This is a genomic window from Roseococcus sp. SDR (genome assembly GCF_019083995.1).
Lineage (GTDB): Bacteria > Pseudomonadota > Alphaproteobacteria > Acetobacterales > Acetobacteraceae > Roseococcus.
The window spans coordinates 85,602-111,888 of the sequence record NZ_JAHRCU010000007.1 but is presented as its reverse complement, the minus strand read 5'-3'; the positions used below and the strand labels follow the sequence as shown (position 1 = coordinate 111,888).

Annotated in this window: 28 protein-coding genes; 6 read left to right on the top strand and 22 right to left on the bottom strand. The window is 68.6% G+C overall.

Annotated features, from left to right (window positions below):
- The first annotated feature begins 18 nt into the window (after nt 1-18).
- Nucleotides 19-1,620, top strand: coding sequence for an ABC transporter substrate-binding protein (locus tag KTR66_RS10010; protein ID WP_213612452.1), 1,602 nt, complete (start codon nt 19-21; stop codon nt 1,618-1,620).
- A gap of 210 nt (nt 1,621-1,830) precedes the next feature.
- Nucleotides 1,831-3,546 carry an ATP-binding protein gene (locus KTR66_RS25280; RefSeq protein WP_213612451.1) on the top strand — a complete coding sequence of 572 codons (1,716 nt, stop codon included), beginning with the start codon at nt 1,831-1,833 and terminating at the stop codon, nt 3,544-3,546.
- A 12-nt stretch (nt 3,547-3,558) separates the two neighbouring features.
- Here the strand turns inward: KTR66_RS25280 and KTR66_RS10000 are convergent, their stop codons facing one another.
- On the bottom strand, nt 3,559-4,452 hold the full coding sequence (locus tag KTR66_RS10000; protein WP_213612450.1) for an NAD(P)H-binding protein: 894 nt from the start codon (nt 4,450-4,452) through the stop codon (nt 3,559-3,561).
- Between the two features lie 122 nt (nt 4,453-4,574).
- Between KTR66_RS10000 and KTR66_RS09995 the strand changes: the two genes are divergently transcribed.
- The 3 genes from KTR66_RS09995 (at nt 4,575) to KTR66_RS09985 (ending at nt 6,824) form a co-directional block, all read left to right on the top strand.
- The gene (locus KTR66_RS09995; protein WP_213612449.1) at nt 4,575-5,462 is read left to right on the top strand and encodes a LysR family transcriptional regulator; all 888 of its coding nucleotides are present in this window, start codon (nt 4,575-4,577) and stop codon (nt 5,460-5,462) included.
- 211 nt (nt 5,463-5,673) lie between these two features.
- Nucleotides 5,674-6,384 carry a GTP cyclohydrolase I gene (gene folE, locus KTR66_RS09990; protein ID WP_213612448.1) on the top strand — a complete coding sequence of 237 codons (711 nt, stop codon included), beginning with the start codon at nt 5,674-5,676 and terminating at the stop codon, nt 6,382-6,384.
- Between the two features lie 8 nt (nt 6,385-6,392).
- Nucleotides 6,393-6,824, top strand: a complete 432-nt coding sequence (locus KTR66_RS09985; RefSeq protein ID WP_213612447.1) for a BLUF domain-containing protein — start codon at nt 6,393-6,395, stop codon at nt 6,822-6,824.
- 39 nt (nt 6,825-6,863) lie between these two features.
- Here the strand turns inward: KTR66_RS09985 and KTR66_RS09980 are convergent, their stop codons facing one another.
- A complete protein-coding gene (locus tag KTR66_RS09980) occupies nt 6,864-7,016 on the bottom strand; it encodes a nuclear transport factor 2 family protein (protein ID WP_213612446.1) in 153 nt (50 codons plus the stop codon).
- 423 nt (nt 7,017-7,439) lie between these two features.
- Between KTR66_RS09980 and KTR66_RS09975 the strand changes: the two genes are divergently transcribed.
- On the top strand, nt 7,440-7,736 hold the full coding sequence (locus KTR66_RS09975; protein WP_213612445.1) for a hypothetical protein: 297 nt from the start codon (nt 7,440-7,442) through the stop codon (nt 7,734-7,736).
- Between the two features lie 109 nt (nt 7,737-7,845).
- On the opposite strand, the gene KTR66_RS09970 is transcribed toward KTR66_RS09975, so the two are convergent.
- The 20 genes from KTR66_RS09970 to KTR66_RS09875 all read right to left on the bottom strand — a co-directional run bounded on the left by KTR66_RS09970 (nt 7,846) and on the right by KTR66_RS09875 (nt 26,278).
- Nucleotides 7,846-8,166 carry a hypothetical protein gene (locus KTR66_RS09970; RefSeq protein ID WP_213612444.1) on the bottom strand — a complete coding sequence of 107 codons (321 nt, stop codon included), beginning with the start codon at nt 8,164-8,166 and terminating at the stop codon, nt 7,846-7,848.
- 262 nt (nt 8,167-8,428) lie between these two features.
- On the bottom strand, nt 8,429-10,258 hold the full coding sequence (locus KTR66_RS09965; RefSeq protein ID WP_213612443.1) for a hypothetical protein: 1,830 nt from the start codon (nt 10,256-10,258) through the stop codon (nt 8,429-8,431).
- 9 nt (nt 10,259-10,267) lie between these two features.
- Nucleotides 10,268-12,277 (bottom strand): hypothetical protein, encoded by a 2,010-nt coding sequence (locus KTR66_RS09960; protein ID WP_213612442.1) that lies wholly within the window; start codon nt 12,275-12,277, stop codon nt 10,268-10,270.
- A gap of 4 nt (nt 12,278-12,281) precedes the next feature.
- Nucleotides 12,282-12,635: a DUF6950 family protein gene (locus tag KTR66_RS09955; RefSeq protein WP_213612441.1), complete on the bottom strand. Its 354-nt coding sequence runs from the start codon at nt 12,633-12,635 to the stop codon at nt 12,282-12,284.
- Nucleotides 12,632-13,144, bottom strand: coding sequence for a hypothetical protein (locus KTR66_RS09950; RefSeq protein WP_249732000.1), 513 nt, complete (start codon nt 13,142-13,144; stop codon nt 12,632-12,634). Before KTR66_RS09950 ends, KTR66_RS09955 begins: the two co-directional genes overlap by 4 nt.
- Before the next feature lie 65 nt (nt 13,145-13,209).
- Nucleotides 13,210-13,896 carry a hypothetical protein gene (locus tag KTR66_RS09945; protein ID WP_213612439.1) on the bottom strand — a complete coding sequence of 229 codons (687 nt, stop codon included), beginning with the start codon at nt 13,894-13,896 and terminating at the stop codon, nt 13,210-13,212.
- A complete protein-coding gene (locus KTR66_RS09940) occupies nt 13,893-16,034 on the bottom strand; it encodes a tape measure protein (protein WP_213612438.1) in 2,142 nt (713 codons plus the stop codon). The genes KTR66_RS09945 and KTR66_RS09940 overlap by 4 nt, the downstream gene beginning before the upstream one ends.
- 327 nt (nt 16,035-16,361) lie before the next feature.
- The gene (locus KTR66_RS09935; RefSeq protein WP_213612437.1) at nt 16,362-16,739 is read right to left on the bottom strand and encodes a hypothetical protein; all 378 of its coding nucleotides are present in this window, start codon (nt 16,737-16,739) and stop codon (nt 16,362-16,364) included.
- Nucleotides 16,739-17,695 (bottom strand): phage tail tube protein, encoded by a 957-nt coding sequence (locus KTR66_RS09930; protein ID WP_213612436.1) that lies wholly within the window; start codon nt 17,693-17,695, stop codon nt 16,739-16,741. Before KTR66_RS09930 ends, KTR66_RS09935 begins: the two co-directional genes overlap by 1 nt.
- Nucleotides 17,696-17,713: 18 nt before the next feature.
- Nucleotides 17,714-18,160 carry a hypothetical protein gene (locus tag KTR66_RS09925; protein WP_213612435.1) on the bottom strand — a complete coding sequence of 149 codons (447 nt, stop codon included), beginning with the start codon at nt 18,158-18,160 and terminating at the stop codon, nt 17,714-17,716.
- A gap of 160 nt (nt 18,161-18,320) precedes the next feature.
- Nucleotides 18,321-19,058 carry a DUF6441 family protein gene (locus KTR66_RS09920; RefSeq protein ID WP_213612434.1) on the bottom strand — a complete coding sequence of 246 codons (738 nt, stop codon included), beginning with the start codon at nt 19,056-19,058 and terminating at the stop codon, nt 18,321-18,323.
- A complete protein-coding gene (locus KTR66_RS09915; RefSeq protein WP_213612433.1) occupies nt 19,055-19,399 on the bottom strand; it encodes a phage holin family protein in 345 nt (114 codons plus the stop codon). The genes KTR66_RS09920 and KTR66_RS09915 overlap by 4 nt, the downstream gene beginning before the upstream one ends.
- A gap of 3 nt (nt 19,400-19,402) precedes the next feature.
- A complete protein-coding gene (locus tag KTR66_RS09910; protein ID WP_213612432.1) occupies nt 19,403-19,705 on the bottom strand; it encodes a hypothetical protein in 303 nt (100 codons plus the stop codon).
- A 90-nt stretch (nt 19,706-19,795) separates the two neighbouring features.
- Entirely contained in the window at nt 19,796-20,260 is a 465-nt protein-coding gene (locus tag KTR66_RS09905; protein WP_213612431.1) for a hypothetical protein, read from the bottom strand.
- Entirely contained in the window at nt 20,257-20,652 is a 396-nt protein-coding gene (locus KTR66_RS09900; protein ID WP_213612430.1) for a M15 family metallopeptidase, read from the bottom strand. The genes KTR66_RS09905 and KTR66_RS09900 overlap by 4 nt, the downstream gene beginning before the upstream one ends.
- On the bottom strand, nt 20,652-21,002 hold the full coding sequence (locus KTR66_RS09895; RefSeq protein ID WP_213612429.1) for a DUF2190 family protein: 351 nt from the start codon (nt 21,000-21,002) through the stop codon (nt 20,652-20,654). Before KTR66_RS09895 ends, KTR66_RS09900 begins: the two co-directional genes overlap by 1 nt.
- Before the next feature lie 57 nt (nt 21,003-21,059).
- Nucleotides 21,060-23,105 (bottom strand): prohead protease/major capsid protein fusion protein, encoded by a 2,046-nt coding sequence (locus tag KTR66_RS09890; protein WP_213612428.1) that lies wholly within the window; start codon nt 23,103-23,105, stop codon nt 21,060-21,062.
- A gap of 3 nt (nt 23,106-23,108) precedes the next feature.
- Complete coding sequence (locus tag KTR66_RS09885) at nt 23,109-24,587, bottom strand: phage portal protein (RefSeq protein ID WP_249731999.1); 1,479 nt, start codon at nt 24,585-24,587, stop codon at nt 23,109-23,111.
- Nucleotides 24,588-24,596: 9 nt separating this feature from the next.
- Entirely contained in the window at nt 24,597-24,824 is a 228-nt protein-coding gene (locus KTR66_RS09880; RefSeq protein WP_213612427.1) for a phage head-tail joining protein, read from the bottom strand.
- The gene (locus KTR66_RS09875; protein ID WP_213612426.1) at nt 24,824-26,278 is read right to left on the bottom strand and encodes a hypothetical protein; all 1,455 of its coding nucleotides are present in this window, start codon (nt 26,276-26,278) and stop codon (nt 24,824-24,826) included. Before KTR66_RS09875 ends, KTR66_RS09880 begins: the two co-directional genes overlap by 1 nt.
- Between the last annotated feature and the right edge of the window lie 9 nt (nt 26,279-26,287).

The following is a 26,287-nucleotide window of genomic DNA, read 5'->3' as shown; positions in this document are numbered from 1 at the left end:
GCCGCATGGAGGAAATGGATGGCCTATCTCGGTTTTGAACGTCGCAGCTTCCTGGCCCTCACTGGCGCCAGCCTCTCAACTTCCACCTTGGGCCCCGCTTTCGCGCAGAACGCCCGCGCCCGCACCCTGCGCTTCATGCCGCAGGCGGCGCTCGCCGTGCTCGACCCGATCTTCAATCCGACGACGATCGTGACGACGCATGCCTATTGCGTCTTCGACACGCTCTACGGCGCCGACCGCGCGCTGCGCCCCCACCCGCAGATGGCGGCGGGGCACCAGGTTGCGGCCGATGGGCTGACCTGGACCATCACCCTGCGCGAGGGCCTGCGCTTCCACGATGGCGAGCCGGTGCGGGCGCGGGACTGCGTGGCGAGCATCCGCCGCTGGGCGGTGCGCGATGGCTTCGGCCAGGTGCTGATGCGCGCGGTGGCGGAGCTTTCCGCGCCGGATGACAAGACCATCCAGTTCCGCCTGAGCCGCCCCTTCCCCGCGCTGCTGGACGCGCTGGCCAAGCCCGGCGCTTCGCCGTGTTTCATGATGCCCGAGCGCTTCGCGGCCACGCCGCCCGACCGCGCGCTCGGCCCCGAGGCCATGATCGGCTCCGGCCCCTGGCGCTTCCTCGCCAACGAATACACCCCCGGCTCCCGCGCCGCCTACGCCCGCAACGAGGCCTATGTGCCGCGCGACGAACCGGCCGAGGCGGCTTCCGGCGGCAAGCGCGTGCATTTCGACCGGCTGGAGATCATCTGGATCCCCGATGGCGGCACGGCGGCGGCGGCGCTCCGCACCGGCGAGATCGACTGGATCGAATACCCCCTGCCGGATCTGGTGCCTGTGCTGGATCGCGACCGCGGCACCCGCACGCAGATCTATGACCCGAACGGCTTCCTGGGCTTCATCCGCTTCAACCATCTGCACCCGCCCTTCAACGATGTGCGCGTGCGCCGCGCCATCCGCGACGTGGTGGTGCAGCCCGACTACATGCAGGCCGTGGCCCTGCCGCAGGACTGGCAGCAATGCCACGCCATGTTCCCCTGCGGCCTGCCCGGTGCCACGGAATTCCCGGCCGCACCCCGGGGCGAGGCCGCCATGCAGCGCGCCCGCGATGCGCTGCGCGAGGCCGGCTACAATGGCGAGCCCATCATCCATATCAACCCGAGCGACTTCCCGGCGGTGACGCAGCAGGGCCGCGTGACGGTGGACCTCATGCGCCGCCTGGGCGTGAACATCCAGGCGGTGGAAAGCGACTGGGCCAGCATCATCGCCCGCCGCGCCAACCGCGCGCCGCCGGCGCAGGGCGGCTGGAACCTGCACAACACCAACGGCCCGGCGGCCACCATCGCCAACCCGGCGGTGAGCTGGGCGATCCGCATGAACGGCGCCCAGGCCTGGGCCGGCTGGCCCACGGATGCGGCGGTCGAAGCCGAGGTGGAGGCCTGGACGCTCGCCGCCGATGCGCCGGCGCAGGCCGCGGCCTTCCAGCGGTTGCAGGCCCTGCTCTGGGAGGCGGTCCCGATCGCGCCCACCGGCCTGTTCCGCCTGCGCACCGCCTTCCGCGCCGACCTGACCGGCGTGCTGCAGGCGCCCAATCCGATGCTGTGGAATTTGCGGCGGGGGTGAACGGCGCGGTTGCAGGGCCCGGTCTCAACTTGCCGGGCCGCATCGCACGCTGCTACCCTGGATTGTGGAAGCGGAACGAGGCAGGCGCGTCGGGGCGCGCGCCGCTTCACCCTTTCCTCCGCGGGAGCCGAATTCTTGCTCGGGTTTCTCGACGCTCCCCCCATTCTCTTTGCCGCGGCATTCATTGGCCTCGTCGGCAGCGCGCTCCTGGTGCGCAGCAGCCGTACCAGCGCGCAGCGCGGGGCCATGGCGGTGCCGGCCGCCTGGTGTGGCGCCGCTGTGGCGCAAGCCCTCTCCTCGCTCGGGCATGCCTTGCGCGGCGACCTTCCAGCCGAGCTGGTCTTCGGTCTGGTCAACACGGTGCAGCTGCTTGCCGTCACGCTGCTCTGGTTCGGCGCACGACGGCTGGCCGGCCATGCGCCGCACCGCGCGCTCATCCTCCTGCCGCCCCTGTTATGGCTGGGCGCCTGCATGACCCCCGGCTTCACGAGCACGCCGCCGCTGCGGATCGCCACCTATGTGACCCTCCTCTATGGCATCGCCCTCTGTGTGGTGGCCGACATCGCCGGCATCTACCGCCGGCACCGCCTCCGCGCGGCGCTGGACATGGCGGTGCTCCTTGGCTCCGTCTTCACCATCCTGGCGGCCATCATCCTCTATGCCGTCGTCGTCGGGTTGCGCATGCCCGATGGCGCGGGAACCGTGCTGCGCGGCCTCCCGGCCCTGCTGATCGCCCTCTATGGCACCACACTGCCTTTCCTGATGCTCTCCCTGGCCCGCGAATGGGACGCGATGGACCAGGGCGAGCGCCGCGCCGCTTTGCTGCGCGAGGGGCGCGCGGCGGTGGAGCACCTGCATGGCGGCCTGCCCGCTCTCATCTTCGTGCGCGAGTTCGACCCCGAGGGACGGACGCGCCTGGTCTATCGCGGCGGCAATGTCGAGGCGGTGACGGGCTTTCCGCCCGGATCGCTGACCGATGTGGACAACCTCGCGTTGCTCGCCGAGGACCGCAGCCCGGTGACGCTCGCCATGGAGATCGCGAAGCGGACGGGCACCGGCTCGGCCGACTGGTCCATGCGGCGGCCGGATGGCAGCGGCGTGACCTGGCTTCGCACCAGCATGCGCGTGGAGGAGCGGCGGGCGGATGGCAGCATCACCGTCGTCGGCTACAGCATCAACATCACCAATGAGCGGGAGGCCCAGGCCCGCGCCGCCGCCTCCGGGCGTCTTGCCTCGCTCGGCGAGATGGCGGCCGGCCTTGCGCATGAGCTCACCCAGCCGCTGCAGGCAATCATGACCGGCGCGGAAATGGCGCAGATGGAGGCGCAGCAGCTCGAGGCCGCGAGCATCGAGGCGCGGCTGGAGACCGTCATCGGCCAGGTGGTCCGCGCGCGCAGCATCATCGGCAACCTCCGCCGCTTCGCCCGCGGCGAGCCGGCCGGCGCCCCGGTGCGCCCGATCCTGCTGGAAGCCGCGCTCGACAACGTCATGGTGCTGATCGGCGGGCTGCTGCGCGATGCCGAGATCGAGATGATGACCGACTTCGCCGAGGAGGCCCGGGCGGTGCTGGGCCATCCCGTCGCGCTGGAGCAGGTCCTGACCAACCTGCTGATGAATGCGCGTGACGCCCTGGCGCATGCGCCGCCCGGCGCGCCACGGAACATCACCCTCTGCAGCGAGGCGGCCGGCGGTACGGTGCGGCTGCGCATCGCCGATACCGGCGGCGGCATCGCGCCGGAGGTGGCGGCGCGTGTGTTCGAACCCTTCGTGACGACCAAGGGCCCCGACACGGGCACGGGCCTGGGCCTCTCCATCTCCTACGGGCTGGTCACGGCGATGGGGGGCAGCATCGGCGTGGAGAACGCCGAAGCGGGTGCGGTCTTCACCATCACCCTGCCCCATGCGCCGGTCGTCGAATTGGGCTGAGGGCCCGCGCGGTCAGGCCGCCGCCGGCCGGCCCGCCCGGATGGCCGCGAAGGTCGCCGACAGCGGCGCAGGCGCGCGCCCGGTCAGTTCCCGCACATCATCGCTGAGCAGCGCGAACTTGCCGGCCCGGATATTCGCCTCGCTCGCCACCAGCACGGGCGCGATGAAGGGCGGCAGGCCGGCCTGGAGGAGGATGCCTGTCCGCGTCGCCTCGTCCAGCTTCACCGCGACCACCTTGCGGCCGAAGACCGCGCTGGCGCGCGCCGCGATGTCGTCCATCGCCAGCAATTCGGGGCCGGTGAGGTTGTAGATGCGCCCCGCCTCGGCCTTCCCCGCGAGGGCGGCCGCCGCCGCGCGGGCACAGTCCTCGCGCGAGATGGGGGCGTAGCGCCCCTCGCCTGCCGCCGTGGTCCATTGCCCGTGCTCCAGCGCCGGGCCCAGTTCCATCAGCAGGTTCTCCTGGTACCAGGCGTTGCGCAGGATGCTGTGCGGCAGGCCGCTCGCCTGCAGCGCCTGCTCCGTGCCGAGATGATCCGGGGCGAAGGGCACCAGCGAATCCTCCGGGTTGGGCATGGAGGTGTAGAGGACGTGCCCGACCCCGGCCGCCCGCGCGGCGGCCACCGCGGCCTGGTGCTGCGCGAGGCGCCGGCCGGGCCGGTCCAGCGCATCGGTCGAGATGAGCAGCAGGCGGCCGGTGCCGGCGAAGGCCCGGGCCATGGCCTCCGGCTGCTCGAAATCGAGCGCCACCACGCGGATGCCACGCGCGGCGAGGTCGGTGAGCTTCGACGGGTCGCGCGTGCCGGCGAGGATGCGGCCGGGGGCCACGCCCTCGGAGGAGAGCAGGTGATGGATGACGGCGCGGCCGAGCTGGCCGGAGGCGCCGGTGACGAAGAGGGTCTCGGTCATGGGATGCTCCTGGATCATGCGGTTCGCGCCCCTGATCGGCGCGCTTGCGGGGCAGATGGGGCATCTTGAAACTTCAAAAAACAGGAACAATTTCGGATCATAACTTCAGATTAATTGAAGATATGGATGCGCTCACCCTCGACCAATTCACCGTCTTCGTGGCCATCGCCGAGACTGGGAGCTTCGCCGGCGCGGCCCGTCGCCTGGGGCGGGCGCAATCCGCCGTGACCTATGCGGTGCAGAAGCTGGAGGAGCAGACCGGCCTGCCGCTCTTCGACCGGACCGCCTATCGCCCCGTGCTGAGCGAGGCGGGGCGGGCCCTGCTGCCGCGGGCGCGGCGGGTGGTCGAGGATGTCGCGGCCTATCGCCGCCACGCGGCCGGCATCGCCCAGGGGGTCGAGGCGGAGTTGACGGTGGCCCTGTCGAGCCTGACGCCGCTGGAGGTGGTGACGCCCGCGCTGGCGCGGCTCCATGGCGGGTATCCCGGCGTGCAGTTGCGCCTCCTGATCCAGCCCGACGAGCAGGCTGTCGCCAGCCTCCTGGAGGGCGAGGCGGACCTGGCGCTCGCGCTGGAGATGCCCGGCCTGCCCGACTGGGCGGAGCGCAGCTTGCTGAGCGATCTCGACATGGTCTTCGTCGCCGCGCGCGATCACCCGCTGGCCGCGCTCAAGGGGCCTTTGGCGCCGGAGGTGCTGGGCGAACACCTCCAGCTCGCGGTGAGTGTCGAGCGCGCGGCGCGGCGGGGGCGGGATCACGGCGTCGTCGGCATCAACCGCTGGTATGTGCCGGATGTGGCGACAAAGCTGGCGCTGCTGCGCGCGGGCCTCGGCTGGGGCAGCATGCCGCGCACCATGGTCTCCGAGGAGGTGGAAGCGGGGCGGATGGTCGTCCTCGAGGCATCAACGCCGTTCCGCGACCGGCCAGCGGCGATCCTGGCCGCCATTCACCACCGCGAGCGCCCGCCCGGCCCTGCCGCGCGCGCCTTCATTGCCGTGCTGCGGGGGGCGTGACGCTCTCATGGGCGGGCGCTGACCGATTCGAACCGTCGCGCCGCACGGCGCGCCAGCCAACCCCATGCCACCAGCCGGCCGAAGCAGGTGGCGGCAGCGGGCTGGTGCCGGGGTTGCGCTCATCCTACCCTCCTCCACATGAGGGAACGCGTTGTGGAACGGCAGGCCAGCTGGGGCCGGCATGGCGAATGGGAGGCCAGTGGCGTTGGGCATGGATGACGTGGAAGGCAAGGGCCCCGAGGCGGACAGCCCGGTCTCCGAGCGCATCCGCAACCGGCTGCGGCAGGCTCGGAAGCGATTCAACGCGAACGACAATATCGCGGGCTTCATCGAACCGGGTGAGCTGGAGCTGCTGCTGGAGGAGGTCGCGACGAAGATGCGCGGCGTTCTTCAGAGCCTGGTGATCGACATCGACAATGATCACAACACGCAGGATACCGCGCGCCGGGTCGCGAAGATGTATCTGAACGAGGTCTTCCACGGCCGCTACCGCCCCGCCCCGCCGGTGACCGAATTCCCCAATGTGACGAGCCTGAACGAACTCATGATCGTGGGGCCGATGACCGTGCGCAGCGCGTGCAGCCACCACTTCTGTCCGATCATGGGGCGGGTCTGGGTCGGCCTGATGCCGAACCAGAACTCCAACCTGATCGGGCTTTCCAAATATGCCCGGCTTGCCGAATGGATTCTCTCGCGCCCGCAGATCCAGGAGGAGGCGATCGCGCAGATCGCCGAACTCCTGATGGAGAAGGTGAAGCCGGACGGCCTCGCCGTGGTGATGGAGGCTGACCACTTCTGCATGCACTGGCGTGGCGTGAAGGACACGGGAGCGAAGATGACCAACAGCGTCATGCGCGGATCGTTCCTGAAGGACCCCGCGCTGCGACGTGAATTTCTCTCGCTGATCTCCATGCAGAACTGAGGCCGAACATGCTCGTCAGTTGCCTTTACGCCAGCCGTGTCGCTGCGCCGCTGCCGCCCGCGGTTCTGGACCAGATCGTGCTTCAGTCGCACCGCAACAACCCGCGCCGCGGCATCACGGGGCTGCTGTGCTTCACCAGCGACGTCTTCGTCCAGGTGCTCGAAGGCGGGCGCGACGAAGTGTGCGACCTGTACAACGCGATCGTGCGCGACGAACGGCACAGCCAGGTTCGGCTGCTGGCCTATGAAGAAATCACGGAGCGGCGCTTCGGGAACTGGACCATGGGGCAGGTGGACGCCAAGGCGGTGAACCCGTCGCTGCTGCTCAAGTATTCCAAGACCGCCAGCCTCGATCCCTTCGCCCTCTCGGGCCAGGCGACCATGGCCCTGCTGATGGACCTGGTCGCCACGGGCACGATCACCGGGCGGGGCGGGGTCTGAACGAGGCGCCGCGCGGGCCACGGCCCGCCTGAGGCCGCCTCAGCCCGTCCGGACCTTGCGGCAGGTGTCCTTCCGCGCGATCAGCCCGTCACGGATCTCGAAAAGATCCATACCACGCACCTCGATCGCCACGCCCGCGCGATCCGTGCCGCGGAACGTCCATTTGCTGAAGGCGCGGTTTCCCGCGACCACATGCACCGCCTCCTCGTCTTCGTGGGTTCGAAGCGAAGGCTTGAAAAACAGGAATGTCCCTGGCGGGATTCGAACCGTCGCGCCGCGCGGCGCGCCAGCAAGGTCTTCGTGGGTTCGAAGGGAAAGCTTGAAAAACGGGAATGTCCCCGGCGGGATTCGAACCGTCGCGCCGCGCGGCGCGCCAGCAAGGTCTTCGTGGGTTCGAAGCGAAAGCTTGAAAAACGGGAATGTCCCCGGCGGGACTGCCTACTGACAAATAACTCAAATGGTTAGCAAGGCAAATCCGGGAAGTAACCGCGGCAAACCTCAAAGGCTTGCGGGCCGGTTGGCAAACCAGAACATGCGCAGTGGAGCCGGACGTTCCGCTTGCTATGCTGCGGAACCCATGGATGTGTCGGGGGAAGATAGAAGGGCAGCACGACCATGACGACTTCCCGCGCGCGGCAGAAGACCTGGGCGATCATCAGCGAAGATGGCCGGCACGTCTGGATGGGCCGGAACTCTGACCCGACCGATGACGAGGTCGCGCGGGCGGAGAAGAGTCTTGCGGACCAGGGGCTGGCCGGCTGGCTGGCGATCGTCGAAGGCGACTACTGGTCGCGCCGCGGGAAGCTGGGCTTCGTGATGGTGAAGCCGCTGGCCAGCCCCAAAGTGGAATTCGAAGCCGCGACCTTCGCTTTCGAGGACGCGCGGACGCGCCGGCTGGCCGAGGTTTCCTGACTGGCCAGCCGGGCGCCACAGAAGCCCCAAGACGCGAAAAAGCCCCGCCGGGGTACCGGAGTTGCCTCCGGCCCCGGCGGGGCTTCGTGTGTGCGCCTGTGGCGCCGTGTCAGGGCATTGTCGCTGCCGCCGTCACCCTTCGCAGTTCGGCATGGGCTTCGCGGAAGCCGTCGATCCGGACCATGGCCTGCCGCGGCACGCCGCAGGCCGGCCAGCGCCGGGACTCGCTCCGGAGGAACGTCCCCGCCTCCATCTGCCTCACGACCGTCGCCATGGCCGCGATGCCGCGGCCGTCGATTGGGAAGCGGGCAGCCTGGGGCGCATTGCCGTCCACCCGGAATACCCGCTCGGCGCCCGGGCAGTCATGAATCTCCGCTGGGTAGATGAATGGCCCTGCGGTGCCGCCGGTGCTCCGGCGGACGTAGGCCACGCTGACGCGTTCCTCCATCCCTGCTGAGAGGGGATCGGATCGCGTCGCGACGCAGGTGACCTCCGCCCGCACCGGATCAGGCCGGCAACCGATGCGCCACGCGCCCACCTGCGCCGCTCCGGGCATCGCCGCGGGGTCAGTCATCCGGGAGACGTGAACGGGGATCGCGGTCTCTGGAGCCGCACAAGCGGCGAGCACCAGGAGGAGCGGTAGGGATCGCATGGATCCCCGCATGCCCTGCCGTTGGCTGGAAGTGAAGGCGCTACGGCACGCGGCGCTTGGTCACGCTCACCGAGAGGGTCGCTGCAGCGAGGTCGAAGGTCGATCCCGAGACGTTGCGCGCGAGGACGCGGACGGTGTTGTTCGACCAGACGAAGGCGCTCAACTCGATGAAGCGGGTCGAACTCACCAGCGAAGCCTCTGCGAGGTCGCCCTGGCGCGCGCCGTTGACCGTCACGTCCAGCAGCGAGGTTGCCCCTGCAGCGAGGCTGGGGAGGTCCCAGGATGTCTCTGCGACGAATTCACGCTGCCCCGAGTTCGGCAGCGTGGGCGTGCCGTTCAGGATCCCGGGCGCAGCTTCGGGCAGCCCGTAGAGCCGGAGCGATTCGAGTTCGATGATGCCGTCGAACCCGATCACCCCGATCTGCGCGAAGGCCACGCCCGAGCCAAACCGCAATGTCATGCGGCGATTGAGGTCGGCGTCGTCCATCGGAGCGCCGCCATACCAGCCCTTCGCCGGCGCGCTCCAAAGCATGGTGGTAAGGGACGCGAGGATGTCGCCCGCGATGTTCTCGCGGACATTGCCCGCCGCGTCGAACACGCGGGCAAAAAGGCGGCCGCCGGATGCCCCCGCGACGAGCCAGTGAGCAAGCGCGAACTCCCTGGTCTGCGTCGTGTCGACGACCCAGCCGAGACCCCGGTTGTCAGCAAGCTGTACGCCTCGTCCGGTCGGCGTGACATTGGAGAGACCGTTGAAGCAGAAGTCGGCGATGTAGGTAGCTGTGGTCGTCGAAGTCGCGATCGTGACCAGCCCCTCGACACCGACTTCCGTCGCGGACTGGCGAAATGCCTTCGCGCGGACATTCTCGCATCCGGCCAGGAAGCGGGTGAAGCGCGAGGCCGGTGCGCGGTGGCGATTAATGACCGCGTTCCCGCAGCGCGTCGCGGTGGCGGTGTAGTCGATGCCGACGAGATAGGTGTTGGTCCAGGCGACGTCGTACTCGCAGTCCTGGGCGGTGCTGGTATGCCGCGCAGCGATGGGCGAGCATGCTTCCATCCGCATGTTGCGCGCGATGATCGCGCTGCCCCCGGTCTGGTTCAGGAACGGGATGGCGACATTGCTTCCGGCTTGGCGAAGCTCGAAGTTCGGCGCGTCGAAGACATGGCGGTTGTGGTTCGTATAGGCACCGGCGGCGTTGGCGAGCCGGATGCCGAATCGATCCTGCGCGGCGTTGACCCCGGTCGCATGCGCGAAGTGCCCGCCGTAGTACCGGATCGACGTATTCCATGCCGTCGCCGTGGCGCACCAGATGTCGAGGCCGAACTTATTGTTGACGAAGCGGCCGAGCGTGAGGGTGCAGTCCTCGAAGCCGCGTCCGTCGCCAAGGGTTCGCGCCCCGATAGTGAAGCCTTCGACCCTGCGGATTTCAATTTGCGAGGCGTCGAGGTTGCGGAGGGTGATGCCGATGTCAGCTTCAGAGGACCAATCCGAGATCGTCTGCCGGATGACATTCAGGCCCGTGTAGAGCTTCTCCGCATTGCGGACGGTTCCCCCATCGCCGATGACGAGCACCGAGGTCGGCGTGGTCCCGGTGTATCGGATGGTCCCCTGCATGATCAGACCACGCGCGCCGCCGGGCAGCGTGACGGTCGCGTTCACATTCCAGGTGCCCGGCGGGATGATCGCGAACTTCTGGTCGGTCCCGGCGCGATCAAAGCATGCCTGGATCGCGCTGGTGTCGTTCGCAACGCCGTCGCCAAGACCACCGAAATCGTTCGGGAGAACAGCCTCCCGATCGCGGAGATACTTGGCGAAGTCGGACTTGTTGAGGTTCGCGTTCAGGACCAGCAGGTCGTCGATGCGTGCGGGCATCGTGCCTCCCTACAGCGATGTCGCGGTCACAGGGCCCGCGAAAGAGGAAACGTTGCCGTCCGCCGCGACCGACCGCAGCCAATACCAGCGTGTCGCACCGGCACCGAGGCCCGTGCGGTCGTAGGGCAATGCCGTCGGTTCGGCGCCGAGCTTCGCCGCAGCAGCGAGGCTGTTGGACGACGCCTCGAAGACCTGCAGCTTCGACGCTGCACCCGGGAAGGTGCCCGAGATGCGGATGCCTCCGGCGATGCCGGTGGCAGCAAGACCAGAGGGCGCTGCGGGTACCAGCGACTCCCGCCAACCGGATACAGCGCCGCTACGCGCCTGCGCCCGCACGCGGAAAGCGGTCGGCTCGGCAGTCGGGATCGTCACCGCGGTCGCCCCAAGGCCGCCCGCGAAGCCCTGCCAGGAGGCGCTCGATATCGGCCTGAACTCGATCTCGTAGCCGGCGAGGTAAGCGGACGCGACCGCAGCCCAGGAGACCGACAGCGCCGCGAAGGCGGCAGCCTGCGGCGTGTCGATGGCGATCGTCGCCGGGATGGCGATGACGCCAGGATTGGGAAGCACCACGGATGGGCTGTCGCCGGTCGCGCGTTCGTCGATCGCGGGGTTCCAAGCCCAGACCGCGTCGTCCTCTTCGGAGAGGGTCAGATCGATCCCGCCGTCGGCGGTGAAGCGCCAGCCGCTGATCCTCGCAGGGAATGGCGTCAGACGGTCAAAGCCCACCATCACGCCTTCCCACGGCCGGAAACGGAGAGCCGAGAGGTTGGCTTGGCAGCCGACTTCGCGCTGCCGCCGGTTCTTCTCCAACTCGATCTTCATAAGCCGCTGGACCGTGGAAGGTGACGTCGTCAGCGGGAACTCGAAGTCCCGGTAGATCGCTTCCCCGTTGTCCTCTGCCACATAGTTCGCGGCGAGCAGCGGCGGCGCGTCGGTCGGCTGCCAGTTCTTCGACGGATCGACATAGACGGCACGCGCTCCATTGAAGAGATCGCGCCGCGGACGGCTGCCAGAGACGCTGATCTCGCCGCGGAGGTCGGCGGCACCGATCGTCCCGGCGGCGATCGCGGGGGCACCTGCCTGGATGAAGAACCGTCCTCCGGACACGACCAGCGTTCCGGCCATCGCCGACACGATCTTGCGGGTAATCGCGATCTTTCCCTCCCCGAGGGAGAGCCGGCCGTTCACCGTGTATCGCTTCTCTGCTGTGCCGTTCCGCCGCCCGACCAGCTGGTCGCACACATTCGCTGCCGCCATGAGGCAGGGCAGATCGATGTCGTCCCAGGTCGCACGCCAGCCGAAGGGCGCCGTCAGGTACCAAGCGAGGCAGAGAGCGGGATTGTCGGACCACCCCGTTATGCCTGTCCGGGGGTCCCAGATGGTGTCCGCACCCTCGACAATGGCCGCGAGGTTCGGGACGCCTGACGTGAAGACCTCGGGCCGCAGCTTGATACGGAGGGCGCTGTAGGCGCGGCCGCTTCCGCGGTGTTCGGCAGTCCACTTGCCGCCCGTCTCCGCAATGAGGTTGCCGTTTGCGGGCTGATCCGGCGTGCCGCGGTAGTTCTCGATGCGGACCAGACCGCTGAACTTAGCATCGGTGGAGATGGTGTCGCCGAGGAACACGTCGCCGATGGTCCTGCATTGGTGGGCCGCCAGGACAACGACCATGTAGAAGTAGCCGTCTGCACGACCTTCATCATCAGTCGCGCTGTGGATGAAGATGATCGGGCCGGAGACCTTCGCGCGGCCGAGTACGATCTGGTGCTCGGTGATTGGCTGGCGGAAGGACTGCGTCCGGCCTGCTCCCGGCGAATTCGCGTCGAAGGCTGCGCTGGGTCCGTTCTGCGCCACCCGGGTCTCCGGGGGGCGCGGCCTGGATGCCGGGAAGATTTGGCGCCCGATGTAAGAGACGCCGAGCGAGACGCCCGCACCGACAATGGCGCCCACCACGCCGCCGCCGATGGCGCCGGACGCGACTGCGCCGGCCGCGGCAGCGATGAAGGGGATCGCGACGGGCATGGGGTCAGCCGATTCTCCATGCCGTCGCGCACGACGCGGCGGGGATGCGGATCAGCCCGCGCATGCTCACGAAGGCTGCTTCGCCGGCCATAACGACGACGCCGAGCCGGTCAGGGTCGCGCGCCAACACCACATCGCCGGTAGCGGCGAAGGCGGCAGGAATGCGCTGGAAGCCGGCAGAATCTGCGGTCTGTTCCAGGGTCGGCAGCGATCGCCAAACCGGCTTGATGCCGGTGCACGCCTCGATGCAGGCCAGGACGAACCTGCCGCAGTTCCAGCGAATGTCGTCGAAGGGCCGCCGTTCTGCTTCCCGGAGCGTCACCGAAAGGCGGGAGGGCCAATCCGGGACACGGTTCATCGGGCGGGCAGCCTGATCTCCGCCTCCTGCAGGGCAGGCACATATTCGAAGAACCTGTCGCCCGGGTACTCGGCCTGCTGGTCCGCATCGGTGTATCGCCGGACCTCCGCGCGCTCGAGGTCGACCAGCCGGCTTTCGCAGGAGAGCGTGACGCGGGGCTGTGCGCCGTCCACGACTTCCATCGTGTCCATGATCCCCGACCACAGCGGGAACGGGTCGCTGACGAACGCCCCATCCTCGCCGAGGAGGGCGATCCAGAGCTTCGCCGGTCGCAGGCGGTAGGAGCGCTCGGCGAGAGCGATGTCGACGACTTCCTGCGGTACGGGCGAAAGCGTCAGATCCAGGCGAACCGCGCGAAGCTCGACGGTCTCCTCGACGTCAGACATCGCCCCGAGATCACCCACGCCCTCGAAGGTCTTCCCTGCCCATTCGAGGTCGCCCAGGCCTGTCCAGACGCGGAACGGGCCAGAGGCGAAGTCGAGCTCGCAGAGGATCACCGGGGCGGCCACTGGCGCTGTCGCCGCGGCAGCTGCTTGAAGGGAGAGCCTGGGCGTTGGACGCGCGGAGGGTTCAGTCACAATGCCTCCTCGAACCTCGCTGTGATGGCGGTGAAGCGGCCAGCGCGGGATGGGTTGGCGCTTTCGTCATCGGACACGAGACGCATGGGCACGGTGGTGTTGGTGAGGACCAGAGGCTCCCCAACCGGCGCCGGTGCCCGGAGCGGCGGCGCGATCGGGATGGTCGCTGTGCCGGTGCCGGACGCGGTAACCGCGGCTGTGGCCATGTGGAGGCGGCCGGCAATCCCGATGTAATCGCCGGCACCGACCGCGACGCCATTCGGCCACCAGCCTTGCGTCGAGATCGACAGCGCGCCCTTCACAGCACCGGCGGCGAATGACGGGCTGCCCGATCCGACCACGAGACCGGTGCCATCCGTGAAGATCGTTGCGTCGGAGAAGCTGTATGGCCCGGTGGGCACGTTGCCCTGGCTCCGCGGATCCCCGGTGCGGAATTCGCGGCGGAAGTCCCGGAGACGGACGGTGTTCACCGATCCCGCCAGCGCCGCCAGCAACCCTTCCAGGATGCCAGCCAGCCGGCCGTTCAGCGGATCAAAGGTCATCTCCGCGACCCAGCGTGCCCCCTCGCGCCGGAGCACCTGGGTCTGGCGCGTGATGGGCGAGACAAAGCGCAGGGTGTTGGGCTGCAGATAGAAAACCTGCCGCGAAGGACGCAGCTCCGGAGGCCAGGAGAATTCCGTCATCCCCGCACGGTCTCGTAGGCGGTGCCGCCGCGGCGGATGGCATCGAGCGTCATCACCGAAGCCTGCCGGGCAATCTGACCCGCCATCATCCGAAGGCGCGCCTCCACCCCGGCATCGGCGCCGCGGGCATCGATGTTGATGCTGTTGTGGACCACCATCCCGCCGCCGGGCGATGTCCCGTTCGGCAGCACGGTGCCGCTGCGGTCCGGCACGAACCATTCAGGTCCGCGCTCCCCGACGATGTAGGGCTGGCCGCCCGTGACCGGCCCGCCCTCGGCACGGAACAGCCCGCCGATCCAGTCGCCGAAGCTGCTGCCGATGCTGCCGACGACGCTGCCCACTGCGTTGCCCAGCGGCTCGGTGATCGTGCGCCGGACCATGATCCGCGCGAGATCCTCGCCGATGCCCTTCAGGACATCGGAGAAGCTCTTCCCGCGGACCACCGCGTCCTCGAATGCGCTGCTGAATGTGAGGCCGAGCTCCCGCCCGACTTCATTGGTCCGCTCGGTTGCCCGGGTCAGCCGGTTCTGGGACTGCTCGAGTTCATCGAGTGCCGATTGGGCTTCGCGCTGAATGGTCTCGTCCGGTACCGGCTGCCCGATGCGCTCTGCACGTTCGACGAGTCTGCCGAGGTTCTCCAGCCGGCGGACATAGCGCTCGTAAGCGTTCTCGTTCTGCTGGATGAGCCGTTCACGCTCACGGATGATGTCGTTGGTCTCGCGCTCGGCATCGCGGTTCTCGCGCGTTGCCGCTGCGACGCGCCGCGTCGTGCCCTCCAGCCGCTGCAGGGCTTCGTCGCGCTCCCGCGTGGCCAGAGCCTCAAGGCGGCCCCGCTCGGCGGCATCCATCCCGCCTGCCTCAGCAGACTCGCGGATGCGCCGGATGCGCTCCTCGTACTCCTGGTTGATCCGGAAGCGGTCGTCCAACTGCCGGCGCAGGTCATTCGCTTCCTGCTCGCCGCGACGACGGCGGGACTCGACGGCGCGCGCATCGGCCTGACCCTGCTCGTCCAGCCGCCGGATCAGCGAGGAACGCTCCGCATCCTCGATCTCGGTCAGCAGCCCAAAATACTGCTCCCGGAGTTCCCGCAGCCGGCCGGCCTGATCCACCCCGGCTTGGCTCTGCGCGGTCCCCACCAGCCCCGCCTGAATGCTCCCGCGCCGGGGCTGCGCCGATACCGCCGCGCCGCTGCCCAGGGCTTCCAGCCGGGCGATCTCGTTCGCCATCGCCTCGGCGGCACGGCGCTGGTCGGCGAGGCGCTCCTCGGGCGTGAGAAGCCCGGCACCCTGGCGGATGCCATCCAGCGCACGCGCGGCACCCGACAGCGCGCGCGCCAGCGTGCTCGACAAGCCGATGGCTTGGTCAAGGCGCGCGAGAAACTGGTCCGCGGCTGCGGTGAGTTGGCCGTAAGCCCGGCCCACCGACAGTGGCGCACGTTCGAATTCGGTGTTGACCCGCTCCACCGCGCGCAGCAGCGCGGGGAACACCACATCCGCGGTGAGCTTCCCCTCCGACCCCATCTTGCGAAGCTCGCCGATGGAGACGCCCAGTTCCTGCGCCAGCGCCTGGGCCAGCGTGGGCAGGCCTTCCAGGATCGACCGCAGTTCGTCGCCCTGCAGCACGCCTGACGCCAGGGCCTGCGCAAGCTGCTGGGTGCTGCCCTGGATTTCCTGCGTGCTGGCGCCGGAGGAGATCGCCACACGCTGCAGCCCGGTGACGAGCCGCACCACTTGCTCATTCGTGGCGCCGATTTCGCGCGCGGCAATGCTGAACCGCTGGAAGGCATCCACGCTGTCGCGCACCGCGACGCCCGTCTGCAGCGCATCCCGGTAGAGGGTCGCGTAGACCTCAGACGCCCGCTCGACGGACCCGACCGCGGTCGTGAGCCTGCCCATGCTCTGCGTGAGCTGGTCGCCCGCGATGACCGTGGCGCGGATGCCCGCGGCCAGCGCCACAAAGGGCGCAGCCCTCGTGACCGTATCGAGCAGGTCCAGCGCGCGTGACGCGCGGTCCGCGCCATCGCGGATCTGCTCCATGCTGCGCTGGCCGGTCTCGCCAACCTCGCGCAGGCCCTGCTTGACCTTCGCGGCATCATCCAGCGACAGACGGACCGATACTCGGCGCGTTGCGTCAGCCATCGCGCGCGCCTCCCTTCACGTCAGCCGCTGTCCGGCGCTTCTGCAGGCCTGTCGCCATGCCGATCCTGAATGCGAGAAGCAGGTCGATCGCTGCCCAGCCGGCAGCCCCGGCTTCCCTGGCGGCCGCCATCGCAGCCGCCATGTCGAGGTCGATTCCCGCAGGGCCGGCGTGGGCACATGCCGCTCCGGCCGCCCACACAGCGGCGCCCTCGGCGCTGGCGGGGGCGTGGGCGGCGTAGGGGCAGGAGAGGCCGCAGTCCCTTTCGAGGGCAGCGCAGCCCTCGCAATAGTCGGGCCCGGACCCGTAGTGCCATTCGGCCCGGGCCTTCAGCCGTTTCCCTCGATGCTCACCTTGGCCACCAGGGCAGTTGCCGAGTCCCAGAAAGCGGCGGCGATGTCGTCGAGATCCATGAGGCAATCGAGCGCTTCGTGGGAGAGCGGCAGGGTATTGCCCTCCTGGTCGCCGATGCCCTCCCAGGCGATCACGGCATGATTGGCGAGGGCCTTCACCAGGAAGGCGAAGGCGAGACCGCGCGCAAGGTCCGGATCCAGGTCCGTCGTGGCTGCGCGGGCTGCGCCGAGCCGACGCGCGGAAGCCGACTGCGCAGCGGCCATGATGGCGGTCGTGACCGGCTTGATCTGCACCCGCACTCCGCGCGGCAGATTGATCCAGTAGGGGTCGGTCGGAATGTCGAGCGTGAGCATCAGGCGTACACCGTGCCGGCTTGGTCGTTGCGGAGCACCGCCGTCATCATCCGGGTGGCGGCGGTGTTGAATGCTGCGCGGAAGTCGAAGGTGGCCTCGACACCGGCAGGCCCTTCGATGGGCGTCTTCGCGAGCGCGAGGTAGACCTCGTGCAGAGTGACGGTCAGGCTGCGGTTCGCGTTGATGGTGTAAGCGAAGGCGAACTCGGCCGCTGTGCCGTCCTGTGCCTGCGTCAGCAGGGTGGTGTTCTCGAAGCGGGTGGTGATCTGGCCTGTCGCGCGCGCGATGCCGGGATCCACTCCCTCGATCCTCCGGTCGGCGCGGATGGTGCGCACCATCTCCATGTTGTTCGAGAAGCTCACCCTGGCGCCGGTAACCTGGGCGAGCGGGGAGCCGGTGCGCGTTATGCTGCCTTGTGCCTTGTTGAACAGGGTGATCGCGGCGCTGGTCGGCGTGCCGGCGCTGGATGCCCCGCCGCGGACGCTGCCCTGAGCCATGAGGCCAAAGGTCGCGGTCGCCGCACCTGTCGGGGAGAAGTCGATCTCCATGGTGTCAGCGCGAACGCCGGTGCAGACGTCGAAGGACGGCACGTCGGGGTATGCGATCTCGATGGCATTGGAAGGCAGAGCGGAGCCACCGGAGCCAAACGTGTGGATGAAGTTCGGGTTGGTGCCGGTCGTCGTCGGGGCGCCGAGGAGAAGCCGCAGCCAATGCCCGATGTTGATCAGATCAACCGGCACGACGGCTTGCCCCTGGACAGTGACGGTGTCCTGGAAGGGCGCTGCAGGGTCCCGGTTATTGCCTGCGCCGATGATGTCGTTGTCGAGCAGCGGCTGTTCCGCGCCAAGGTCTACTGACATGAAGGGCATGCGCCGCCAGTTGCCGCCCGGCGCTGTGCCGTAGGTGGTCTCGGGGAACATATTGACGCGGCAATTCGCGCCGATGGCACGAGGCATGGGTATCTCCTGTGAAGGTCAGGAAAGCGGGGAGGCTGCGACGGTGAAGAACAGCCGGACCGGGAAGGACGCAGCACGCATCGATGCGGCGCCCTCGGCAGGCACGTCGTCGAAGTCCGGCGATGCGGGTTCCGCCCACTCCACAGCACCGCCGAGTGTACGGTTTGCGGCGATCCCGGCTGCGATGTCGGAAAGGAGCGCGTCCAGGAGTGCGCTGCGTGCGGCGGCGGTCGAGCCGGGCGCGATGACTTCCACTTCCGCGGCGTGCTCGATGGCGTAGGACAGCGGCGACAGGATCGGCGTCTCTTCGATAGTGGCGCCATCGCGGATCACGATGGTGCCGCCGGCAGGCACGCGTTGAGGCGTCGTCTCGTTGCGGAGAACCTGAGGCGCGGGAACCCGCGCAGAGACAGAGGCTCCAATGCGGCTCACCAGCGCGACCAGCGCCGCTTCCCGCGCGCTCACGCGAGGCCAAGACCGCGTGCGAGGAAGGCACCCAGCGCCCAGTGGAGGGCGACCCCCACGGCCGCTAAGCCGAAGGCGGCCAGGGCGGCAAGCAGCAGGACCGCAATCTTCCAAGCCGCCAGGGGCGGCCGGATCGCGTCTTGCGGACGGACGGAAGGTCTCATGCTGACCGGCTCTCGGCTTCCCATGCTGCGACGAAGCGCCCCGGCAGACGGCGGAGAGCGCGCTCGGATGCACCCTTCACGTCGAAGCGCTTGTTGAGGCTGACCTGGGGCAGCAGGAGAAACATCGGGATCATCCCCTTCTCCAGCATGCCGCGCGCCCAGGCTTCGCGCCCCCGGCGGTTGCCGGTACCGACCTCGGCAAAGCCCCCGGCGAACAGCAGCGTCCGCCGCCTTGGGCGGGCACCGCGACCGCGCGTCGAGGTCGCGCCATAGAGGGGCAGGCACCAGACGAAGCCGCGGCCGGACTTGAAGGGGCGCAGGAAGGCTTGGCCCGAGGCCACCATCTGGGCCGGCGTCACCCGCATCCCCTTCTCGCCTCGGCCGCGGCGTCCGCGGGCAGCGTTGAAGCCGGTCGGGATGGCGAGAAACTTCCTGCCGCCCTTCGCGCGGATCGTCGCGGCAGTCTCGAAGCCATGGATGATGTCCGGCGTCTTGGACCAGACCAGCCCTGCTGGCCGCATGGAGATACCTGTGCGGGGAAACACCGCCGATCGCCAAGCATTCGCGATGCCACGACTGCTCCCCTTCAACGAATCCGTCGTCTGTTTGCGGAGCTCGGTCTTGAGGTTCTCGGTCTCTGCGCGGACCGCCCGCATCGCAGCGCGCTCGCCTGCCCTGACCTCATCGGCGAGCGACTTCCGCATGTCGCCGATGATGCGGGCGGAGAGCTTCATGCGGGCGGACCGGGGCCGGGAGGTTGGTCAGGGATGGGCCCCGGGATGCCGCCGCGCGAGCGGATGATCGCCAGCGCGAGATCATGGAGCGCGGCCTGCCCGAGGTAGCCGAACATGAAGGCGAAGAGAAAGTGGCCATAGTCGTTCAGCTCGAGCAGGCCTGCGAGCGCATAGCCGGCCGAGCCGATCAGCGCCGCCGAGGGCAATTCCCAGAGCAGGCACAGACCGATGCGGCGCCTTTGCGGATTGTTCCACCGCACGAATCCCCCTGCGATCCCGGCTGCGGCACCCATCGCGAGTTCGAAGAGCATTCCCCAAGGCCCGGGGTTCATCAGCGGCATCGGCTATCTCCGGCAGAAGACGCGCTGCGCCACTCCATCGGCGTCGCGTTCGGTGTGCATGACGGCCAGCACCAGCGTGCCGATCGTGAAGGTGTCATCGGCCTCGACTGGTCCGAATGATGCGGGGATCTGCAGGATGTCCGTGGCCTGGATGATCGTGGTACCGAAGGCGTCCTGCAGCCGGTCCGGTGACGACCGCAGCACGCGCAAGGCCACCGGCACACCAGTACCGCGTTGCCAGGATGCATCGACCGCCATGTTCGGATCGATGAGCAGTGCAGCAAGGAGGTCGTCAAAGACTGTCATCGCGAGCGCTCGTCAGCGTGGGAAAGGCCTCGGATGGCGGCGAGACGGGAAGCACAGTCTGCGTGAGCCGCATCGTAGGCCAGCAGCAGCTCAGCGACCTGCCCCTGCGTCAGGCGCGATGCCGCCGGTAATGGCGGTGCTGGCGCGCATGTCAGGAGCGCCTCCGGCGGCCGCAGATAAACCAGCCGTACCTCCGGCGACGCGGACTGCCCGCAGGCGCTCAATAGTGCCACGCAGCACAGGAGCGGCAGCAGACGCATGCGATGGATCACGGCGGATTGCCTCCAGATCGGTGCTGAGCCGGACCGCCTCCGTGCGCGCACGCTCAGCGTCAGCCGCCACCGCGGCCATCTGGCGCGCGTGTGTGGCTTGTGCCTGCTCCAGGGCATCCGCATTGGCCCTCGCGCGTGCATCGGCCTGTGCGGCTTCCATGCGCGCGGTATCGCGCTGCTCACGGAACAGGGCAGCCGCGCCGATGGCGCCGATCAACGCCAGCACCACCACGATCTTCGCGGCATGCCGGCCTGCCCATGCCGCAATGGCTGCGGGGATCATGGATATACCTTACGGTCTAACTCGTGGTGCGGACTGTCCCAGCCCCAGTCGTGGCCGTGGACCAGCGGGATTCCGAGCGCGGCGGCTGCCTGCCGCATTGCTGCGACCACAGGCGCCATGGCGTCGCGGCTCCATGCGATTTCGCCGGTTTCGGGAACACCGTCGCCGTCGTCATCCCAGGGAGCGAGATCGACAGCATGGCCGGTGATGTGCCTGCTGTTCATGGTCTTGGACTTCCCCGCGGCAAAGAGTTCGGCTTGGCGCTGGCGCGTCCGCAGCCCTTCGACGACGATAAAGGAGGCGATCTCGCGCGCGCGCTCGACGACGCGCACGAGATCGGGATGCACGCCGCGCAACCGCTCCCGGTCGCGCGGCAGCAGGGCGGACGACATTACGCGCCGGATGCCGGCACGCGGGCCAGCAGCACGGCCACATTGGCATCGGCGGCCTGGGCGGCGACCGTGCAGATGCCGACCTGGAAGTTGCCGGTCGCGGTGGTCGTGATGCGGCGGTTCGTGTTGTCCCAGAAGACGCGCGCGCCCGCCGTGATGGCGAGCGACGGCTCCTTGGTCAGGTCGAATTCGCCGCCGACCTCGCATTCGACAGTCGCGTTCTGCGCCGCGTCCATCGCCGCGACGCCGAAGAACGCACCGACAAGCATTCCCTGGCCGGACAGGATACCTCCGGCATAGGGCACGATCATGGGGATGCTGCGCCCTGCCGGGCGCCGGTTGTTACGCATGGCTTGATCTCCGTGATGAAGAGGGTGGCGCCCTGGCGGATGCCCAGGCGAGAGGGATCAGACGGTGCCCGGGTTGAACCAGCCGCCGCGGTAGTCGATGGCGCCGACACCGAAGTCGAAGATCACCTGGACCTCGACACCGTCCACGCCCTGCACCGGACCGGTGGTGACCTGTGGCCCCTCCGCCCCATTCAGGTACCCGTAGACGTAGACAGGCGCGTTGGCCGGATCGGCGAACAGGTACCAGCGGTTGTTCGGGATCTGCGGCTCGACCACCGGCTGAACGAAGGACGCGAATACGTTCGCCTGTCCGATCTGATTGGCGGCGACCGGCACGGTGAGCTGCCGGGCCGGCAGTTCGAGGTTCGGGCCAACGAGCAGCCGCATCTGGTCGCCGACGTTGATCGGAATGCCATCCAGCGTGCGCTGGCGCATGATCGCGCCACGACCTGCGGCGAGGTTGCCCAAGTCGAGCGCGGTGCCTGCGGACGCCTTGTTGGCGCGCGCCGCAGCCGTACCGAATACGGCAGCGTTGCCGGTCGTCAGCGTGGGGCCATCGCCACTCGCCAAGTTCATCAGGCCGTACGCAGTCGCGTTCTCGAAGTCGGCGACGCGACGGCCGATGGCACCGGCGAAGTCAGTGAAAGCGCCGAGGTCGTCGTTCACCAGCATGGGACGCGTCACGCGGATGCGCCGCGCGAAGGTCTGCAGCAGGACGATCTCCTGGCTCTCGGACATGGTGCCGGCCTGGATCTCGCCGTTCTCCATCAGCGGCAGCAGTGTGGGGAAGTCACCCACGCGCAGGTGCCGGTGCGGCTTGAAGTCGCGGAAGTCGCGGCGGAGGAAAATCTGGCGGTAGGTCGGCTGCGCCGGCTGGTACGCAGCGATCAGCATCTTGTTCGCAGCGGCGGAGAGCAGCAGCGGGAAATCGCTGGTGGTGTGGAAGGCGCGTTCCGCGATGCGGATCGGATCACGCGGCACTTGCTGTTCGCCACGCAGCACCATGATCTCGCGGATCATGTCCAGCGGACGCCAGCCCAGGAACTCTTGGTGCCGGTTGTGCGTCGGCGCCTGATAGCCGGGCATCGCGCGCACCGCGATCGCCTCAGCCATCGCATCGATGACCTCGGACGGATCGGCGCGCGACGGGGTGCTGGCCGTGGGGTTGGCCGGCTGCGACGGACGACCCCCGCCCTGCGACAGGGCGTCGAACAGCGCACCGCGGAAGCGCTCGACCGTCCAGCCCTCGGTCACAGCGCGGGCGCGGAGAGAGTCCACCGTGGCGTCCGGCAGGAGCGCACGCGCCGACGTGATGGCAGGTTCGAGGGAAGCGATACGGGCGCGCTCCACCTGCACGGCTTCGGCAGCCGGGTCGGAGGGCGGCACAGCACGGTTTGCCTCCATGGGCGGGGGCGGGGCGGAAGGGGGCGTGACGGCCGGCGCGTTGCCCGCGTCGGTCGCCGGGTTCGGCGTGACGGCCATGATGTTCTCCTGCTCGGTGGTGGGAATCGGGGGTTCAATAGCGACGAGCGGGCGGCCCCCATCCGCCTCGCCGCGCACTCCGGCAGCCGCATCCACCGGGATGGGGACGACAGAGATTTCGAAGGGCTCCCAATCGACTGCGCGATAGGTGATCTTGTTGGACACCGGGTCGATCAGCTGCTCGTACCGGAAGACCCGGTAGCCGACGCTGACGCTTCGCAGCGTGCCCTCCAGCACGCGCTGCCAGACCGGATCGACGTCGGCGGCGCGCGAGAATTGCAGCGTCGCGATGCCCCTGCCGCCCTCGATGCGCGCCGCTGTCACCAAGCCCAGGACCGAGCGGGCGCCCCAGGAATTGTGGCAGTCGAGGACAGGCGCGCGTCCGCCTCGAAGCAGGTCCATCCGGACGGCGCCCGGGGACATGTCGAGTTCCTCGATGATGCGCCCCAGTCCCGGCACCCAGTTCTCGGCACGCGCCCCGACAGACCAGACGACTTCGACCGTGCGGTCCGCTTCGTTGATCGTCGCGGGGGCCTGCAGCGCCCGGCGCGCGACGATAGGCATGGGTTGCGGTTGCGGCGCAGCCGGGGGCTGCGTCGCTTCTTCGACGGTCTCGGTCATGGTTTATCCCTGCTGCTGCGCGTTCTGCCGCGCCGGTGAAGCAGCACCCGTTGCGGCGATTTCGATTGCTGCCATCTGGGCCGGGTCCTGCGCGACGCCGGTCTTGGCGACGCGGCGCGGGTCGGTGTCGAGCGAAATGCCGGCTTCGTCGAGCAGGGCATTCGCTTCGCGGATCATCTCCACGACGGCGCGGAAGTCGTAGCCGAACGCACCCGTCGCCTCAGGCTGCGGGACGAAGCCCGCACGCACCTGCGCGATCAGCGCCACCGTGTCCTTCAGCGGATCGATCATCTCATGCGCCGGTGGCATGTGGCTCACGCCATCGGGGAAGTCAGGCGCCCACAACCCCGCCAGCGCGCCCTGAGCATGGAAGCGCTCCGCGATGGGGCGCACCAGCATCGGGATCAGCATACCGTACTGGATCTGCTCGCAGAGCCTGCGGAACTCGATCTTGCCGGCGCGCAGCGAGGAGTAATTGGCCTGGGTGAGGTCACCGGAGACTTGGTCGTAGGTGAGACCGGTCCCCACAGCCGAGGCCTCCAGCGCACGCCGGGCAAAGGCGGAATGGCTGCCGCCGCCGGAGGGGTTCACGACCTCGATGCTGCCCGGCCCTTCCCGGTGCAGGATCATGCCCGGTTCCAGGGCCTCGACGGTCCGCCCCTCGCTGTCTTTCAGAAGTCCCGCGGCCGAGCCGGTGAGTGCGTCTTCGCCGGCACCGCTGCTGACAATCGCGAGGCAAGCCTCGATCTTGGCCTTCATCAGCAGCGCGGCCTCATAGTCACCGAGGTCGCGCAGCCGCAGAAGCACAGGCGCAAGCCAGGAGACGTCGCGCAGCTGGCCGGGGCGGCGCTTGCGATAGATGTGCAGGACGTCGCGGGCGGGCACATAGGCGCTGGCACCCGGCATGTTCGGCATGAACCACGTCTGGCCCGGGTGCTGCCGGTACAGCCAATAGCCTTTCGGGCGCCCCACCGGATCCAGGTGGATGCCCTGGATGGTCGCATCCTCGCCGACGAAGCTGTCGCGGGACGCGTCGAGGAAATCGCTCTCCAGCACCTGCAGCCGCAGGCCAATCGGGTTTCTGGCAGTCGGCCGCTCGGGGAGGAACCGGACGAAGCACTCCCCGCTCTCAACCGCCGCCCGCGTAATCAGGGCCTGAAGGCCATACAGATCGAGCGTGCGCTCGGCATCGCACTCCGTGCTCTCCGCCCAGCGGCGCCATGCATCGCTGTGCGCCGCATCGGGCCAGCGGGTGGTGATACCTGCGCCGACCAGATTGCCGGACCAGAGATCAACGATACGGGCCGCGTAGGGGTCGTTGCGCACCGCATCGCGTGCGCGCCGGGCGATGGTCACCGCTGCGGCGCCGACCTCGGCGGTTGCACTGCTGCCGGACGGACGCCACGCGCTCGACGAGCGGGTGTCCTTCGCGGCTTCGTATCCACGCAGCGCCTGCCACGCGCGTTGAAGCCGGTTCATCATGTGCCGACCTCAGAGCCTGGAGAACGTGCCGAGCGTGACCGCCGGCCGGCGGGCCGACGGCAGAGCCGCTCCACGCAGGGTCTCGATGGCCTTCATGATCTCGCCAGTGGAGCGGTACTCGATCGTCTTGCCGTCATGAGTGACGCGAAGCGCGCCCGACGAGTAGGCAGCGGCCAGGACGCGGGCAGCGGTCCCGGGCGCCTGCGCCAGCGCCCATGCGAGTGCCTCGGCAGACATCAGGACATGGCTTCCTGATAGTTCATCGACGCCGCGATATTGGCGGTGCCGCTGAAGGACGTCGCGACGACCGAGAGAACATCAGGCGTCGTGCCCAGGATGTTGGTCCCCAGCGGCTGCACGTCGCGAAGGTCGATGACGGTCGTCCCCGCCATCGCGTAGGTGCCGAGGATGCGCTCGCCGGCCGATATTGCGGTGGCTGAGACATCGCGCTCCGAAAGGCTGCTCGGCGAACCGTTCGCCGCGAGGCCCGCCCAAGTCGCGCCCGTCAGGGTGCCGTTGAGGATCAATTCGACATAGGCGGCGGCATCCGCCGAGATCACCAACTGGCGCGGGTTGAGATTGCCCCGATTGACGAGGCCGATCTGATAGGTTGTGCCGGCCGCTGGTGCGGGCGAAAACGGCGACGCGGACAGCGTCAGCGGATTATCGACCGTCAGCGTGGTGGAGGAGTTGCCGGTGATGCGCGCAATCTGGCCTGCGCCGGTGCCGCCGGTCGTGAAGACGTATTGGCCGCGCCATTGGTTTGTCGTCCAGCCTGCGCCGCTGTTGGAAAGCGAGTTGGTGCCGCCGCCGGTGGCGGTGCCGCTGCTATTGATCGCGCCGAGCGGCCGGACGCGCGAGGACAAGATCGGGCGCCGGGCGGTGACGGCGACACGGGTGTCCAATGCGTGCGGGAAGGTGAAGCCGCGCTGCTCGTCGAAGCCACCCTCGACGACCACCGAGACGCCCCAGTGCCAGAAGTCGGCGGTGCCTGCGTTGCTGCGCCTGATCTCATAGCGGCACGGGAGGTTGCCCGTGCGCGACCAGGGAAGGACAGCACCAGCAACGTTGGCTTGCTGGAATTGGTGGCACCAGATCAGCTTGCCGCCGATGACGAAGCCCAGCCGGCAGCGGCCAGCGCCATACCAAGCATAGTCCATCACGGCCATCTGGATGGCCGAGGGATCAAGTGTCCGGCCTGCCGGCCCTGCGCCATTCAGCGGGTTGATGTTCCAGTCGCGCTGCGCGACGCGCGTATCCACGACGCCCGCGCCGGTGTTCGCGCGCCGCACCGCGAACAGGCCGGTCGCATCCTGTTCGAAGAACACGCCATTATCGCTGTCGAACATGCCAACGCGCCGGATGACACCGGCGGCCGGCGCTCCGAACAACACTGCAGCGGACGCATAGATGCCCTTGCTCGGCTGATAGCGGAAGTACGGCTTCGATTGCCGGATGGCGATGTCGTTTGCTGCGGCGACGCGCATGCGCACGCCGCCTTCCATCGGCATGTGCAGGATGCTGGCGGTCCCGCTGGTGAAGTTCTCCCAGCGAAGCGGCTGCTGCCCATACTCGAAATCGACGTCATAGACGTTCTGGCCCCGTGCCATCTTCAGACGGCCGGAAGGATCCAACATCGCGTCCGCGAAGGTGACCGGCGGAGCGCCGTGGTCCATGTCAGTGAGGAGCATCAGAATCTC